Annotated in this window: 15 protein-coding genes and 1 tRNA gene; 13 read left to right on the top strand and 3 right to left on the bottom strand. The window is 68.6% G+C overall.

Going from position 1 to position 14,221, the window contains the following annotated elements:
- Positions 1–276 precede the first annotated feature (276 nt).
- Positions 277–1,089 carry a PIN domain-containing protein gene (locus tag DEU37_RS13035; RefSeq protein ID WP_147424880.1) on the top strand — a complete coding sequence of 271 codons (813 nt, stop codon included), beginning with the start codon at positions 277–279 and terminating at the stop codon, positions 1,087–1,089.
- Positions 1,090–1,100: 11 nt separating this feature from the next.
- Positions 1,101–1,721 carry a hypothetical protein gene (locus DEU37_RS13030; protein WP_147424879.1) on the top strand — a complete coding sequence of 207 codons (621 nt, stop codon included), beginning with the start codon at positions 1,101–1,103 and terminating at the stop codon, positions 1,719–1,721.
- A gap of 155 nt (positions 1,722–1,876) precedes the next feature.
- Here DEU37_RS13030 and DEU37_RS13025 read toward each other — a convergent pair whose 3' ends face one another.
- Complete coding sequence (locus tag DEU37_RS13025) at positions 1,877–2,236, bottom strand: hypothetical protein (protein ID WP_121191056.1); 360 nt, start codon at positions 2,234–2,236, stop codon at positions 1,877–1,879.
- Between the two features lie 698 nt (positions 2,237–2,934).
- Between DEU37_RS13025 and DEU37_RS13020 the strand changes: the two genes are divergently transcribed.
- Both DEU37_RS13020 and DEU37_RS13015 read left to right on the top strand, forming a co-directional pair.
- A tRNA-Gln gene (locus DEU37_RS13020) sits at positions 2,935–3,004 on the top strand.
- 93 nt (positions 3,005–3,097) lie between these two features.
- Positions 3,098–3,541, top strand: a complete 444-nt coding sequence (locus tag DEU37_RS13015; RefSeq protein WP_121191055.1) for a hypothetical protein — start codon at positions 3,098–3,100, stop codon at positions 3,539–3,541.
- A gap of 55 nt (positions 3,542–3,596) precedes the next feature.
- Here the strand turns inward: DEU37_RS13015 and DEU37_RS13010 are convergent, their stop codons facing one another.
- Together DEU37_RS13010 and DEU37_RS13005 are read right to left on the bottom strand one after the other, a co-directional pair.
- Positions 3,597–4,832, bottom strand: a complete 1,236-nt coding sequence (locus tag DEU37_RS13010; protein ID WP_121191054.1) for an MFS transporter — start codon at positions 4,830–4,832, stop codon at positions 3,597–3,599.
- On the bottom strand, positions 4,829–5,260 hold the full coding sequence (locus DEU37_RS13005) for a MarR family winged helix-turn-helix transcriptional regulator (RefSeq protein WP_121191053.1): 432 nt from the start codon (positions 5,258–5,260) through the stop codon (positions 4,829–4,831). The genes DEU37_RS13010 and DEU37_RS13005 overlap by 4 nt, the downstream gene beginning before the upstream one ends.
- Before the next feature lie 151 nt (positions 5,261–5,411).
- On the opposite strand from DEU37_RS13005, the gene DEU37_RS13000 reads away from it, so the two are divergent.
- From DEU37_RS13000 to DEU37_RS12960, 9 genes are read left to right on the top strand one after another with little or no spacing between them, the layout of a single operon-like run.
- Positions 5,412–6,620 carry a substrate-binding domain-containing protein gene (locus DEU37_RS13000; protein WP_121191052.1) on the top strand — a complete coding sequence of 403 codons (1,209 nt, stop codon included), beginning with the start codon at positions 5,412–5,414 and terminating at the stop codon, positions 6,618–6,620.
- 36 nt (positions 6,621–6,656) lie between these two features.
- Positions 6,657–7,445: an ABC transporter ATP-binding protein gene (locus tag DEU37_RS12995; protein ID WP_121191051.1), complete on the top strand. Its 789-nt coding sequence runs from the start codon at positions 6,657–6,659 to the stop codon at positions 7,443–7,445.
- Positions 7,442–8,152, top strand: a complete 711-nt coding sequence (locus DEU37_RS12990; RefSeq protein WP_121191050.1) for an ABC transporter ATP-binding protein — start codon at positions 7,442–7,444, stop codon at positions 8,150–8,152. Before DEU37_RS12995 ends, DEU37_RS12990 begins: the two co-directional genes overlap by 4 nt.
- Positions 8,149–9,024, top strand: a complete 876-nt coding sequence (locus DEU37_RS12985) for a branched-chain amino acid ABC transporter permease (RefSeq protein WP_121191049.1) — start codon at positions 8,149–8,151, stop codon at positions 9,022–9,024. The genes DEU37_RS12990 and DEU37_RS12985 overlap by 4 nt, the downstream gene beginning before the upstream one ends.
- Positions 9,021–10,163, top strand: coding sequence for a branched-chain amino acid ABC transporter permease (locus tag DEU37_RS12980; RefSeq protein ID WP_121191048.1), 1,143 nt, complete (start codon positions 9,021–9,023; stop codon positions 10,161–10,163). Before DEU37_RS12985 ends, DEU37_RS12980 begins: the two co-directional genes overlap by 4 nt.
- Before the next feature lie 22 nt (positions 10,164–10,185).
- Positions 10,186–11,850, top strand: coding sequence for a class I adenylate-forming enzyme family protein (locus tag DEU37_RS12975; RefSeq protein ID WP_259457288.1), 1,665 nt, complete (start codon positions 10,186–10,188; stop codon positions 11,848–11,850).
- Positions 11,837–12,514 (top strand): TetR/AcrR family transcriptional regulator, encoded by a 678-nt coding sequence (locus DEU37_RS12970; RefSeq protein ID WP_121191067.1) that lies wholly within the window; start codon positions 11,837–11,839, stop codon positions 12,512–12,514. Before DEU37_RS12975 ends, DEU37_RS12970 begins: the two co-directional genes overlap by 14 nt.
- Positions 12,507–13,259, top strand: coding sequence for a 3-hydroxybutyrate dehydrogenase (locus DEU37_RS12965; RefSeq protein ID WP_121191046.1), 753 nt, complete (start codon positions 12,507–12,509; stop codon positions 13,257–13,259). Before DEU37_RS12970 ends, DEU37_RS12965 begins: the two co-directional genes overlap by 8 nt.
- A complete protein-coding gene (locus DEU37_RS12960; protein WP_121191066.1) occupies positions 13,256–14,164 on the top strand; it encodes an alpha/beta fold hydrolase in 909 nt (302 codons plus the stop codon). The genes DEU37_RS12965 and DEU37_RS12960 overlap by 4 nt, the downstream gene beginning before the upstream one ends.
- Positions 14,165–14,221 lie beyond the last annotated feature (57 nt).

Below are 14,221 nucleotides of genomic sequence, written 5' to 3'. Positions count from 1 at the left end.
GCTGCACTCCTACAATCACCACAGGCCCCACACCGCGATCGGCGGCCACCCACCCATCAGCAGATTGACCAACGTCCCTGGGCAGCACAGCTAGCACGGGGGAGTGACGGCCCCGGCGTTCGATGCCCCTCAAACAGCGTCCAGGCTGGTCGGTGTCGGCGCGACGATTGACCCGACAAGGCCGATTCGCAGTGTGGCCATGTCGGTAGACCTGACCAACCTCACTGGTAAGTCGCTACGCGGAGGGCACGACTCTGGGGAGTGGGGTGGGATGGGATGTGGCAGTTCCTCGCGCGCGGTGCATCGGTCGGAAATGTGATCGACGGACTACGCCATCTCCTTAGCGAGGCGGCGAACATCGAAGGTGCGGCTGGCACCGATCAAGTCGTACAGGCCCAGCGATATCTCCGGTGGAGCGAGAACGCAGAACGACGACTGCAAGGGTCCTTCGCAGACCCTACTATCGCGCGTTCGCTTCTTACGAGCCGACACTGGCAGATTCGCGCGATTGAGCCATCCACCCGGATGGCCTTCGGGATGATCGAAAGCGAGTTGCGCGATCAGAGGCGGGTGCTTCGTTCTCTACTGAGCCAGATTGAGCACTACGTCGACCTCGCGCGGCCAAGCGAAGACGAGACCCTTGTCGTGCTCGACACCAACGTCTACGTCCACGGCCAGCCGTTCGATCAGGTGCGGTGGGAGAAGCACGTCAGCGGAGCGAATGTGCGGTTGCTGATGCCACTCATCGTCGTGGACGAGCTGGACAAGCTGAAGGAACGAAGCGATAGCGCTCGCGGCGTGCTTCGTTCGCTAGATGCCGTTTTCGCCGGGGCCACCAGTCTGGCCCGACTACGTATTCGGGATACCGTGACCCTTCAACTCTTGGACGAGCCTCTGGGTCATGTCCGTCTCGACCGCGCCGATGACGAGATCGTGCGCCAGGTGGCGTACTACTCGGCCGTCGCGGAGTCGCCCGTGACGATCTTCACTCGGGATCGCGGGATGCGCATTCGCGCGCTGGCTTCCGGGGTCGACGCGAGGATGCTCCCACCCGAGTTAGAACGCAATCGCCAAAGGGATGACCAGTGAACAAGCCAACCGTGCTCACCGTACCCACGAACGAGACAGAGAAGCTCGACCTTCTCGCAAGCCGGCCGATGCTGTGGGAGTACCTGCTGTTCGGCTACTACCTGCGCTCCGGGCTCACCGAGCACGAAACGAAGTGGCGGGACTACCTCCTTGGCTACACCCTGAGTGTCGGACCGCAGATCACGCGAGCAGAGACAGGGGCCGCAGTCTCCGAGCGGATGTCCCGCGCAAAGCCGATAATCGCGAACCTCGATCGTGTTCTGAGTGATCAGGCACAGACGGCCGCATTCGGAGAGCCGGGGGAGCCAGGCGACCCCGAGATGATCAAGCACTTGGCGCAACGTCTCATCCAGTCCTACGCCGGATTGCTTGACTGGGCCGACGAGTTTCGATCCCTTCGTTTCGATGGGGAGACGAACCTTGGCGACCTCGGCGCGGAGATGGTCTCTCAGCCGATACGGGCCTATAGAGACTTCGTTGAGGACTTCATCGTTCAGATCGAGACTGCATTGGCTCAGCTCGCAACCGGCCACGAAGGTGGCATCGAGCTGACTCTACGAATCACCTTCGACCTCGAGCCTGGACTGACTGATCGCGTGATCCAAGAGACTGAGCGAGTGGCGCGCGGTTAGCCGTAGGGTTACCGACCCCCGGCGTCTGATGCCACTCAAACAGCGCCGGGGGTCGGTCGGTGTCGTCGCGAGGATCGGCTGAAGAGGCGGACGCCGACGATGGGGCCGCGCGCGCCGCCTCCCGAGATCGTGTGACCAAACGGCGCGCGCGGGGTCTAAGTCGCGTCTGGGAAGTACTTCCTCTTGGCGGCGGTGAGTACTTCCGGGGTAAGGCCGACAAGCTCGCCCCACTCGGCCAGCACGTGCACGACGCCCCAGAGATCGAGGACATAGCAGAGGGCGTGATCCTCGGCGTGCACGGGTCGGAAGCCACGAGGAAGCCCGTAGGACGCTACGCCGACGTCAACGCGGCGAGCGACGCCCGAGAAGGTCGGCGGCACGAGGCGCGGCGTCGGCTGTACCTTTGCAATCTCGTGGGCGCGCTTCGAGGGGTCGGTCGTCGGCGTAGGTGGCGTCGGCGGCGTCCCGAGCACCCCGACGAGGGAAGGGTCGTCCTGCACGTAGGCGTTGCTCATGCCACGGCCTCCTTACGGGCCTGCGCCGGTAGTCGGCGCGTGTGTTCTTCCCCAGGCGCAGACCGGCCCATAGACCGGCCCAGGTCGCCCAGTACGGCACCGCGTCTGCGAAGGCTCGACGCTCGCGGAACAGCGGGCACGAGGCGTAGACCACGCCCAGCGCCGTTACGTCGTCAGCGGTGAACCGTTCGTCACCCCGGCACGACGGGTCATCGGCGAGTAGCGACCGCTGGAGGGCCGTCCAGGGCTCCCAGGCGGGTTCGGGCAGGTCGATGCCGGAATGCAGGACCGGCCCCCTCGGCTTGGTCATCGAAGTCACCGCACCCCGGCGGCACGGGCGGCGGCGAAGCGCTGTTCCTGCTGGCGTGCCTGAATCTCGGTCGGGTGCTCGCCGCGCTTGTAGACGGCGGTGGTCTGGGAGGTCGAGCGCGAAGGTCCGAAGCGCTGTTCGACGGCGGCGAGCGCGGCGGCGCGGTCGGCGTCATCGCTGATTGCCCACGCGGCACGTCGTGCGTTGTCGCGCTCCAGCTCCCAGAGGCGATCTCGTAGACCCAGTGCTCGGCGGCGGCGGGCCAGGGACCGGGAGTGATCATCTGCTGTCCCCAGCGGCGAACCTGTGCGTCGGGGTCATGGAGGAGAGTCACCCAGCTCCCATCGAGCGAGCCGTAGCGGTCGCGGGCGGCACTTTGCAAGTAGTGGCAATCGAGAAGCTGGCTCACTCACTGACTCTGAATCAGTGGGTTCTGGGTTCGAGTCCCAGGGGGTGCACTACTGTCTGCGTTCTGGCGCCGACGACGGTCGCGAGTTACTGACGGCGCTGCGCATCACGGCGGTGCGAACCGCGTCGATACGCTCGAACGCATGGGCTTCTCGCCTCACGGCCTCGTGCTCAGCATCGCTCTGTTTGCGCCCAGCCTCTTGCTCGTGCGGTTTCCGCCGCACCCCGCGCCGACGAGCGTCGGGGTCCCGCGCAGCCTGGTCGCGCTGGAGCGTGTGGGGCAGGTGCTGTGCGTGACGGTGCCGGTCATCACCGTCGGCGGGGATGTGCGCTGGTGGTGGGCCCTGCCGGTGTCGCTCCTGGTCGTCGCCTACGGGGCGCTGTGGATCCGCTTCGTCGCCGGTGGGTGCCGGTTGGATCTCCTCTTCGGCCCCGTGTGGGGTATCCCCGTGCCGATGGCCGTCCTTCCCGTCGCCGCGTTCCTCGCTGGTTCCGCGTGGCTCGCCAATCCGTGGATGGCGGTCGCCGCCGTCGTGCTCGCCGCGGGGCACCTCCCGAGCTCGCTGTTCACGGCGCGGACGCTCTGAGGCGGATGCGGCGGCCCGACGAGGCCGATCAGCGCCAACGTATCCGCCATCACGCTTATGCCGCGTCGCCCACGAGCACCGCGGCGGCCTCCTCCGCGGCATCCGCATCGTGTGCGTCGATGCGCGCGAGCGCCCGTCGCCCGATCAGGATCGTCGCGGCCGACACCAACACGGAGATGCCGGCGAACACGAACGGTACGGAGGCGTTGAACGCGTGCCACAGAGCGGCGGCGATCGGGGGAGCGGCCGCCCCGCCGAGGAAGCGGACGGCGGAGTACGCCGACGATGCCACCGATCGAGGCAGGTCGGTCGCCTCCATCACCGACTCCGTGAGGATCGTGTTCATGAGCCCTAGTAGCAGGCCGCCGACGATGATGCAGATCACCAGTCCCGCGGCGGATCCCACCACGAGCGCGGCCGCGAACAGGTCGATCGCGAGCAGAGGAAGCACGATGAGCATCGCCGTACTGCGCGACAGCCGGCGCAGCAGGATCGGGGCGATCCACACGCTCGTGATCGCGAGGGCCACGCCCCAGCCGAAGAAGGTCAGGCCGATGCCCATCGCACCGAAGCCGAGCGGAAACGGCGAGAAGGCCAACAGGACGAAGAAGCCGATGTTGTAGAAGAGGGCCGCGATCGCGAGCACCGCCAACGCGGGCTGGCGAAGCGCCTGGAACGGCGCCGACAGCCTCACGGGCGTCCGCTTCTCCTCACCGCCGCGCAGCAGCACGAGCACCGCGATGAAGGCGATCGCCATCAGTGCGACGACACCGAAGAACGGGCCGCGCCAGCTGATCTCGCCCAGGATGCCGCCGAGGAGCGGACCGATCGCGATGCCCAGACCGAGCGCCGCCTCGTACAGGATGATCGCCGCGGCGCTGCCGCCCGAGGCCGCCCCGACGATCGTCGCGAGCGCGGTCGAGATGAACAGGGCGTTGCCCAGGCCCCACCCGGCGCGGAAGCCGATCACGGCATCGACGCTTCCCGACACGGCGCACAGCAGGGCGAACACGACGATGAGGCCGAGGCCGATCAGCAGCGTCGCCTTCGTGCCGATGCGGGAGGAGATCCAGCTCGTCACGAGCATCGCAAGACCCGTGACGACGAGGTAGCTCGTGAAGAGCAGCTCGGTCTCCACGGGAGTGGCGCGCAGCGACTCGGCGATGGCGGGAAGGATCGGGTCGACCAGGCCGATGCCCATGAAGGCGATGACGCACGCGAAGGCGACGGCCCAGACCTGAGCGGGCTGGCGCCAGATGGTAACCTTCTGGGACCTGTGGGCGTTGTTCATCGAGCCACCTCCGCCACGCGTGTACGCGCGTTGACGATGTCCGCGGCGCGGCGGATGGTGTGCCATTCGTCCTCGTCCAGGTCGGCGAAGCGCGGTGCGAGGGCTGAGCTCAGCACGTCCAGCCACTCGTCGAGGGCGGTCATGCCGGCCTCTGTGGCCGAGACGAGCGTTGCGCGGGAGTCGTCGGGGTCGCTCGTCCGCTCCAAGAGCCCGACATCCGCCATCTGTGCGACAAGCCGCGTCATCCCGGGTTGAGTGACCCGCGAGAGCGTCGCCAGGTCGCCGATGCGCAGCGGTCCGTTGTCGCGGAGGAGCACCAGTGTGCGCCACTGGGCGGAGGGGGCGTCGGTGCGGGTGTCCAGGGCCGCCACCCGTGTGAGGGCATGCGCGCCGATGAGCAGTCGCAGGATGTCGTCGGAGTGTTGCATACCGCAAGCATATACCCGAGGTATGCAAAGAGGTTATCGGATCGTGACCGCGCGTCGGTGCGCGCTGTTTGACACGGGGCGTCAGCCTGAACATGATTGCAGTACCTGAATCGGTTTTCAGGTCTTCCTTCCAACGGTGAAAGGCACGCACATGCGGGTTACGAAGAAGTTGCTCCACGTGAGTTTTGCGGCCGTCGTCGCGACGACGGCTCTCGCCCTGTCGGCCTGCGCGCCGCAGGACGCGACGACGGGTGGAGCGGCGACCGCCGGCGGCGGACCCGCGGAGGTCACGGTCGGTGTCGTCACGAGCGAGACAGGTCCGCTCGCCGGCTACGGCAAGCAGTATCTCGACGGCTTCAAAGCCGGTCTCGACTACGCCACGGACGGTTCCAACGAGGTGGACGGTACCAAGATCACCGTCGACTACCGCGACGATGCGGGCGACCCCGACACGGCCGTCGGCGTCGCAAAGGAGCTCATCGGTCAGGGGGTGAACATCCTGGCGGGCAGCGCCTCCTCGGGTGTCGCCGCTGCCGTCGCCGAGCAGGCGGGGCAGAACAAGGTCCTCTTCATCTCGGGCCCCGCCGCCGCCGACGCTCTGACGGGTGTGAATGCGTACACGTTCCGCAGCGGTCGTCAGTCCGCGCAGGATGTCGCGACCGCGGGCACCTTCCTCGGCGACCTCACGGGCAAGACCGTGACGGTCTTCGCCCAGAACAACGCCTTCGGCAAGGGCAACGAGGCCGCCGTCACCGCCATCCTCGGTGCGAAGGGCGCGACGGTGAACAGTGTGCTCGTTGCCGAAGACGTCACCGAGTTCACGCCGTTCACCCAGCAGGTGCTCGCCGCGAAGCCCGACCTCGTCTTCGTCGCCTGGGCCGGTGCCACGTCCGGCGCGATGTGGCAGTCGATGAGCCAGCAGGGCGTGCTGGACGCCGTCCCCGTCGTCACCGGTCTCGGCGACTCGGCGACGTTCGGGGCCTATGGTGCGGCATCCGAGAAGATCAAGTTCCTGAACTACTACTTCCCGGGAGCTCCCGACAACGACGTGAACACCAAGATGGTCGCGGCCGTCACCAAGGCCGGCGGAACGCCCGACCTGTTCACCCCTGACGGCTTCAACGCGGCACTCATGATCGTCCACGCCGTCAAGGAAGGAAAGGGCGACGTCGAGGCGATGGTCAAGAGCCTCGAGGGCTACACGTTCCAGGGCCCGAAGGGTGCGCTCACCGTGCGCGCCGGCGACCACGCCCTCATCCAGGACATGTATCAGGTCAAGCTCGTCGCCAACGGTGGCAGCTTCACACCCGCGCTCGTCGACACCGTTCCCGCCGATCAGGTCGCCCCGGCGAAGAAGTAGATCGCGACACGGCATCCCGAAACGAGGCGCATCCGCATGAGCACCCCCGTCCCGTCCGCGCTGCTGATCGAAGGCCTCGGCCTGCAGATCGGTGGAGCGACCATCCTGAAAGACGTCGACCTCGACGTCGCGCCCGGCAGCATCGTCGGCGTGATCGGGCCGAACGGCGCAGGAAAGACCACGCTGTTCAACGTGATCTCGGGCGTCGCGCGGCCGACCGCAGGTCGCATCGTGATGGACGGTGTCGACATCACTCGCGCGTCCATCGCACAGCGTGCGCGGGCGGGACTGGGGCGCACGTTTCAGACCTCGAGCCTGTTCCCGCGCCTCAGCGTGCTGGAGAACGTGCGCCTGGCGGCCCAGGTCGGCCGCGGTGGCAACTTCTCATTGCTGCGCTTTCCTCGCAGAACGGATGCCGCGACAGAGCTCGCTTTCGATCAGCTCGTGAAGGTCGGGCTCACCCACAAGCTCGATACGGCGGCCGGTGACATCTCCCACGGTGACAAGCGCAAGCTCGAGATCGCCGTCCTGTTGGCGACCGAGGCCAAGATCGTGCTGCTCGACGAGCCGATGGCGGGCGTCGCGTCCGGCGACGTCGCCGGGCTCGTCGACACGATCCGAGAGATGCGGGAGTTGACGGGCTGCACGGTGCTGATGGTGGAGCACCACATCGACGTGCTCATGGGCTTCGTCCAGAAGGTCGCCGTCATGTACTCCGGGTCGATCATCGCGTTCGACTCACCCGCGCGGATCATGGAGAACCCCGTGGTGCAGAGCGCCTACCTCGGCCGCGGCCTGGAGTCGGCGGGGGAGTCGGCCGCATGAGCGCACCGATCCTCACGGTCACGCATCTGTCGGCATCCATCGCGGGTCAGCAGGTCGTCGAGGACGTCTCCTTCGAGGTCCCGGCGACGGGGATCACCGCCGTGCTCGGCCGCAACGGGGTCGGCAAGACGTCAACCATGCGCGCCGTCCTGGGGCTCATCTCGCGCAAGGGGAAAGTGCTGCTCGCGGGCGAGCGCATCGACGGGTTGCCCACCCACCGCATCGTCCAGCGCGGCGTGGGCTACGTCCCGGAGGACCGCGAGGTGTTCGCCGGCCTGACCGTCGCCGAGAACCTCGCCCTCGCCGAGCGTGACAGCAAGCCGCGCCGGGAGTTCGTCGCCGAGCTCTTCCCCGATCTGATGGCGCGGCGGTCGCAGCTCGCGGGAACGCTCTCCGGTGGACAGCAGCAGATGGTGTCGGTCGCGCGAGCGCTGCTCAACGACAACCGCATCCTGTTGGTCGACGAGCCCACAAAGGGACTCGCCCCGAAGATCGTCGGCGACGTCGCGCGGGCGCTTCAGGAAGCCGCGAAGATCGTGCCGATCCTCCTCGTGGAACAGAACTTGGACGTCGTGCGCGCTCTCGCCGACGACGCCATCGTCATCGCCGGTGGGCGCGTCGTCCACACAGGGAAGGCGCGCGACATCCTCGACGACGACGCCCTGACCACGCGCCTGCTCGGCGTCAGCGCGGAGGTGCACTCGTGAGCAGCATCGTCCTCATCCTCCTCACCGGTGTCGGGCTCGGCGCGCTGTACTTCCTCGTCGCGTCGGGGCTGAGCCTCATCTACGGCCTGATGCACGTGCTCAACTTCGCGCACGGCGCCTTCCTCACCCTCAGCGCCTTCATCGGATGGCAGGTGGCACAGGCTCTGGGCACGGCCTCGTGGGGCTCGTTCGTCGTCTCGATCCTCGTCGGTGCCGCCGTCGGCGCGCTGTTCGCGACGCTCACCGAGCTGGTGCTCATCCGCCCGCTCTACGAGCGTCATATCGAGCAAGTTCTTGTGACGGTCGGACTCTCCTTCGCCGCGGTCGCGCTGTTCGAGGGCATCTGGGGGACGGATGCCGTGAACATCGCCGGTCCCGCGTGGTTGAAGGAGACCACCGAGATCCTCGGAGCGCGCATCCCGAACACCTACTGGGTTCTGATGCTGGCCGCAGCCCTCGTGCTCGTTGCCCTCGTGCTGTTCCTGAAGAAGACGCGATACGGGATGATCATCCGGGCCGGCGTCGAGAACCGCGCGATGGTGACCGCCCTCGGCATCGACGTGCGCCGCAGCTTCACCCTCGTGTTCGCGATCGGGGGCGCGGCCGCCGGCATCGGCGGAGTCCTCGCCATGCACTACACGACGTTCGTGTCGGCACACCTGGGCGCGACGCTGCTCATCTTCGCGTTCATCGTGACCGTCATCGGCGGCCTCGGCTCGCTCACGGGCGCCGCGATCGCGTCGGTGCTCGTCGCGGTGCTGCAACAGTTCGCGAACGTCTCCCTGAGCGGCACGGGCGACTTCATCGTGGTGGTGCTGCTCGCTGTCGTGCTCCTCGTGCGACCCACCGGACTCATGGGGAGGAAAGCATGACCGTCACCACCGGGGTTCCCACCCTCGTGCCCGGCCGCAAGGGGGCCTACCTGCCGTTCGTTGTCGGTGCCGCGCTCGTGGTCGTGATGGCCGTGCTGCCGCTGCTGAACATCTCGATCCCCGGCATCCTGCCGGGAGCGACCTACACGCCGGGCTCGCTCGCCCTCCTCTCGCTGTGCATGGTGTTCGCGGCTCTCGCCCTCTCCTACAACCTGCTTCTGGGGACGTCCGGGATGCTGTCGTTCGGTCACGCGCTGTACTTCGGCGTCGGGGCGTACGGTCTCGGACTCGCGCTGAAGTTCTTCGGCGTCCCGCTGTGGCCCGGAGCGCTCATCGCGCTCGTCGGCGGTCTCGCCATCGCCGCGTTCACCGGCGCGATCTCGATGCGGGTGTCCGGCATCCCGTTCGCGATGGTCACCCTCGCGTTCGCCCAGGCGGGATCGGTGCTCGTCCGCCGCAACCAGGACGTCACGGGTGGCGAGGAGGGCCTGCGTCTTCCCGTCGACCAGGTGCCCTCCTGGCTCGTGGGCGTGTCGAACACCCGCAACCTGTACTGGGTGACGCTCTGCGTGCTGGTGGTCGTCTACCTCGTCGTGCTCTGGGTGGACCGCTCGCGGCTCGGACATCTCGCGCAGGCGGTGCGTGAGAACGAACTGCGCGTGCAGGTGCTCGGACTGCGCCCCTACACCGCGAAGCTGCTCGTCTTCATCCTCGCCGCCCTCTGCGCCTCGCTCGCCGGCATCGCGTACATGCTGCTGCAGTCGGGAACGCAGCCCGGCACCGTCGGCGCCGATCTCACGATCACCGTGCTCGTGATGGTGGTGCTCGGCGGCGTCGGGTTCCGGTGGGGTGCCATCGTGGGCGGTGTGCTGTACACGATCCTCGACCAGCGGCTCACGGTGCTGGCGCGCGCGGAGTGGATCCGCGACCTTCCCGACGTGCTGCGCATCCCGTTGTCGGAGCCGCTGTTCCTGCTGGGCGTACTGTTCATCCTCGTGGTGATGTTCCTGCCCGGCGGCATCGCCGGCACGATCGATGCGGCGGTGCGTCGTCGTCGGGGCGAGCGCACACGCTCGCAGCTGCGCCAGATCGATGACGCGGACGAGACCGTCGCGGAGCCCGCGGGGGTGCGCGCGTGAGCGTCCGAACGAGGTGGAGATCGTGAACGGCGACCTCGACGGCGCGCACACGATCGGCCGCTGGCTCACCGATCGCGCCGGCGGCACACCCGACCGCACCGCCATCGACGACCGCGGTGTGCGCATCGGCTACGGCGACCTCGAAGCACGGGCCCGCGAGCTCGCGGCATCCCTCCGGCGCGCGGGCTACGGCCCGGGCGACCGGCTCGCGACGATCACCGGCAACTCGATCGACCACGTCGTGGTGTTCTTCGCGTGCGCGAAGGCCGGCATCGCGATGGTGCCGCTGTCGTGGCGGCTGTCGTCACGCGAACTGAGCGAGGCGCTCGTGCACGCGGCCCCCGCGCTCGTGGCGATCGAGGACGAGTACCTGGGGGTGGCCGACGACGCGCTCGGGCGGCTGTCGTCACGCGAACTGAGCGAGGCGCTCGTGCACGCGGCCCCCGCGCTCGTGGCGATCGAGGACGAGTACCTGGGGGTGGCCGACGACGCGCTCGGGCGGCTGGACGCACCCCCGCCCACGACCCTGCTCGGAACGACCGGTATCGAGTCCGCGGTTCCGCGACGCGGGGACGGGAGGGGTGCCGCGCCCGCCCGGGCCGTCCGTGACGACGATCCGCTTCTCGTCATCTACACCTCCGGCAGCGAGGCCGCGCCCAAGGGCGTCGTCCTCACCCACGCGAACTGCTTCTGGAACAACCTCGCGCTGGCCGGTGTCGCCCAGCTGACCGCCGAGGACATCGTGCTCGCGGTGCTGCCGCAGTTCCATGTCGCCGCGTGGAACTGTCAGCCGCTGCTGGCATGGTGGGCCGGCGCGACGGTCGTCCTCGAACGCTCCTTCCAGCCTCGGCGGGTGCTGCAGCTGCTCGCCGAGCGGGGCGTGACGGCGATGATGGGCGTGCCGACGCAGTACCGGCTGCTGATCGACGACCCCGGCTTCGCCGCCCTCGCGCGCGGACGGCTGCGCCAGGCGCTCGTCGGCGGCGCGACGATCCCACCGGCACTCGCGGCGCGGTGGGCGGATGCCGGTGTGCCGCTCACCCAGGGTTACGGCCTGACCGAGGCCGCTCCCAACGTGCTGTGCCTGCCGGCATCCGAGAGCCGCGCGCACCCCGGCGCCGTGGGGCGGCCCTACCCGCACGTGGACGTGCGGGTCGTCGATCCCGACTCCGGTCTCGAGCTCGCCGGTGAGGCGACCGGCGAGCTGTGGGTGCGCGGTCCGAGCGTCTTCGCCGGGTACCTCCACGATGCGCGGGCGACGGCGCGGGCGATGGCCGGGCCGTGGCTTCGCACCGGCGACATCGTGCACCGCGACCGCGACGGCGTGTTCCGCATCGTCGACCGGCGCAAGGACATCTTCATCTCCGGCGGTGAGAACGTCGCTCCCGCGGAGGTCGAGCGCGCACTTCTGCTGCACCCCGCGATCGCGGACGCCGCCGTCGTCGGCGTGCCGGACGATGTGTGGGGCGAGCGCGGCGTCGCGTTCGTCGTGCCCGCCGAGGGGGCCGCTCTCGGCGCCGACGAGGTGCTCGCGCACGCCCGCGTCGAGCTCGCGGGTTTCAAAGTCCCCGTGCGCGTCGCCTTCGTGGACGAGCTTCCACGGTCCACGATCGAGAAGTTGGCCCGTTCTCGACTGCGCGCACGGGCCGCCGACCTGGTGAGAGGAAGTGCTCGTGAGCACAGTTGAGCAGTTCGAGCCCGAAGTGGCTTTCTCCGCGGCCGGCAAACCGCTGACCAAGCGCGGAGAGGCGACCCGCCGCAAACTCCTCGAAGCCGCCGAGGACGTCTTCGCGCGGCTCGGCTACCACGAGGCCTCGATCGTCAAGATCACCGAGAGCGCCGGCATCGGCCTCGGCACCTTCTACCTCTACTTCGACAGCAAGCAGCAGATCTTCGAGGAGCTCGTCGTCGATCTCAACCGGCGTGTGCGACACGCGATGGCCGAGGCCATGGCGGGCACCGACAACCGCATCGACGCCGAACGTGCGGGCTTCGAGGGGTTCTTCCGCTTCACCGCCGCGCACCCGGCCCTGTACCGCGTGGTGCGTGAGGCGGAGTTCGTCTCGCCCGAGATGCTGCGGCTGCACTACACCCGCATCGTCGAAGGCTACGAGGCCGGTCTGCGCGCCGCCCAGGCATCCGGCGACGTCGACGCCGGTCTCGACCCGGAGGTGACCGCCTGGGCCCTCATGGGCGCCGGTGAGCTGATCGGCATGCGCTTCCTGCTGTGGGAGCGCGACGATGAGGGGCAGCCCCCGGCGGCGATCCCCGATGCGGTCATCGACGGCATGATGCGCTTCATCCGCAACGCGCTCGCGGCACGCGGCGAGAGGGGACAGGACCATGACTGAGCAGGATCTCGCCGGGCGTCGCGCCGTTGTGACCGGCGGCGCGAGCGGCATCGGCCTCGCGTGCGCCGAGGAGTTCGCCGCGCGCGGCGCGCACCTGGTCATCGCCGACTTCAACGGCGACGCCGCACACGAGGTGGCGCAGCGCCTCGGCGGTGAGGCGTGGGTCGTAGACCTCTCCGCGACGGAGGCGCTGGACGACCTGTCGATGGATGCCGACATCCTCGTCAACAACGCGGGCGTGCAGACCGTCGCGCCGATCACGGAGTTCTCGCCGGAGCGGTTCCGTTTCATGCAGCGGCTCATGGTCGAATCGCCCTTCCTTCTCATCCGGGCTGTGCTGCCCGGGATGTACGAGCGCGGTTGGGGCCGCATCATCAACATCTCCAGTGCGCATGGCCTCCGCGCAAGCGCGTACAAGTCGGCCTACGTGACGGCCAAACACGCCCTGGAGGGGCTGTCGAAGGTGACGGCGCTGGAGGGCGGGCCGCACGGGGTGACCAGCAACTGCATCAACCCCGCGTATGTGCGCACGCCCCTGGTCGAGAAGCAGATCGCCGACCAGGCGAGCGTCCACGGCATCGCCGAGGACGAGGTCGTCGAGAAGATCATGCTCACCGAGTCGGTCATCAAGCGCCTGATCGAGCCGACGGAGGTCGCCTCGCTCGCCGGATGGCTCGCGAGCGACCACGCCGGGATGGTCACCGGCGCCAGCTACACGATGGACGGCGGGTGGACGGCGCGATGAGCACCCGCGTGGTGCGTGCGGTCGATGTCGCCGTCCCCGGCGGTTCGCTGCGGGTCGGTGTGTGGGAGGCCGGCCCCGACGCGCCGACGATCCTCGCCGTCCACGGGGTCACCTCGTCGCACCTCGCGTGGGAGCTGCTCGCCGAGACGCTTCCGCACGTGAGGATCATCGCGCCGGATCTGCGCGGACGCGGTCGCAGCAACGGCGTGCAGGGAGCGGCGGGCATGGCGGCCCACGCCGACGATCTGGCCGCTGTCTGCGCGGCGCTGCACGCCGTGCCCGACCTCGTGGTGGCGCACTCCATGGGCGCGTTCGTGTCGGTCGTGTTCGCACACCGGCATCCGGACCTGGTTGCGCGTCTGCTCCTCGTCGACGGGGGACTGCCGCTGGCGGCTCCGGCCGACCTGACGCCGGACGAGCTCGTCGCGGCGATCCTCGGGCCGACGGCGGCGCGGCTCTCGCGCCGCTTCGCCGACGTGGACGACTATCTGGCGTTCTGGCGCGCGCACCCCGCGTTCGCGGACGATTGGTCGCCGGCGCTCGAGCATTACCTCGCGTACGACCTTGAACGCGAGCCCGACGGCTCGTACCGACCGGCGACGAGCTACGCCACCACGGTCGAGGACACCGTCGACATGAACACGCGTGACACGGTGCGCAACGCTCTCGAAGCGCTCACCACGCCGACCACCCTCGTCACCGTGCCGCGGGGACTACAGGACGAGACCCCCGGGCTGTATCCGCCGGTCCACCTCGCCGCCCAGCTGGCGGCTTATCCGTCGGTCGCGCATGTTGCCTGGCCGGAGTTCAACCACTACACGGTGGTGCTCTCCCACGCCGGTGCCGACCGCCTGGCCGCGCTGGTGGAGGAGCAGCTCGCCGCCTCCGTCCCGCACGCGCCGTAGCTCCGCCGCGCCCGCGGCATCCCGAGAAACCATCGGCGTCTCGACACATCACCGCTG

The sequence above is a fragment of the Microbacterium sp. AG790 genome (assembly GCF_003634765.1).
Lineage (GTDB): Bacteria > Actinomycetota > Actinomycetes > Actinomycetales > Microbacteriaceae > Microbacterium.
The sequence above is the reverse complement of the archived record's forward strand: the minus strand, read 5'-3'. Positions and strand labels throughout refer to the sequence as shown.

Coding starts and splice junctions, on each gene's coding strand:
- DEU37_RS13035 (WP_147424880.1), top strand. CDS start 277: ATGTGGCAGTTCCTCGCGCGCGGTGCATCGGTCGGAAATGTGATCGAC.
- DEU37_RS13025 (WP_121191056.1), bottom strand. CDS start 2,236: ATGAGCAACGCCTACGTGCAGGACGACCCTTCCCTCGTCGGGGTGCTC.
- DEU37_RS13015 (WP_121191055.1), top strand. CDS start 3,098: ATGGGCTTCTCGCCTCACGGCCTCGTGCTCAGCATCGCTCTGTTTGCG.
- DEU37_RS13010 (WP_121191054.1), bottom strand. CDS start 4,832: ATGAACAACGCCCACAGGTCCCAGAAGGTTACCATCTGGCGCCAGCCC.
- DEU37_RS13005 (WP_121191053.1), bottom strand. CDS start 5,260: ATGCAACACTCCGACGACATCCTGCGACTGCTCATCGGCGCGCATGCC.
- DEU37_RS13000 (WP_121191052.1), top strand. CDS start 5,412: ATGCGGGTTACGAAGAAGTTGCTCCACGTGAGTTTTGCGGCCGTCGTC.
- DEU37_RS12995 (WP_121191051.1), top strand. CDS start 6,657: ATGAGCACCCCCGTCCCGTCCGCGCTGCTGATCGAAGGCCTCGGCCTG.
- DEU37_RS12990 (WP_121191050.1), top strand. CDS start 7,442: ATGAGCGCACCGATCCTCACGGTCACGCATCTGTCGGCATCCATCGCG.
- DEU37_RS12980 (WP_121191048.1), top strand. CDS start 9,021: ATGACCGTCACCACCGGGGTTCCCACCCTCGTGCCCGGCCGCAAGGGG.
- DEU37_RS12965 (WP_121191046.1), top strand. CDS start 12,507: ATGACTGAGCAGGATCTCGCCGGGCGTCGCGCCGTTGTGACCGGCGGC.
- DEU37_RS12960 (WP_121191066.1), top strand. CDS start 13,256: ATGAGCACCCGCGTGGTGCGTGCGGTCGATGTCGCCGTCCCCGGCGGT.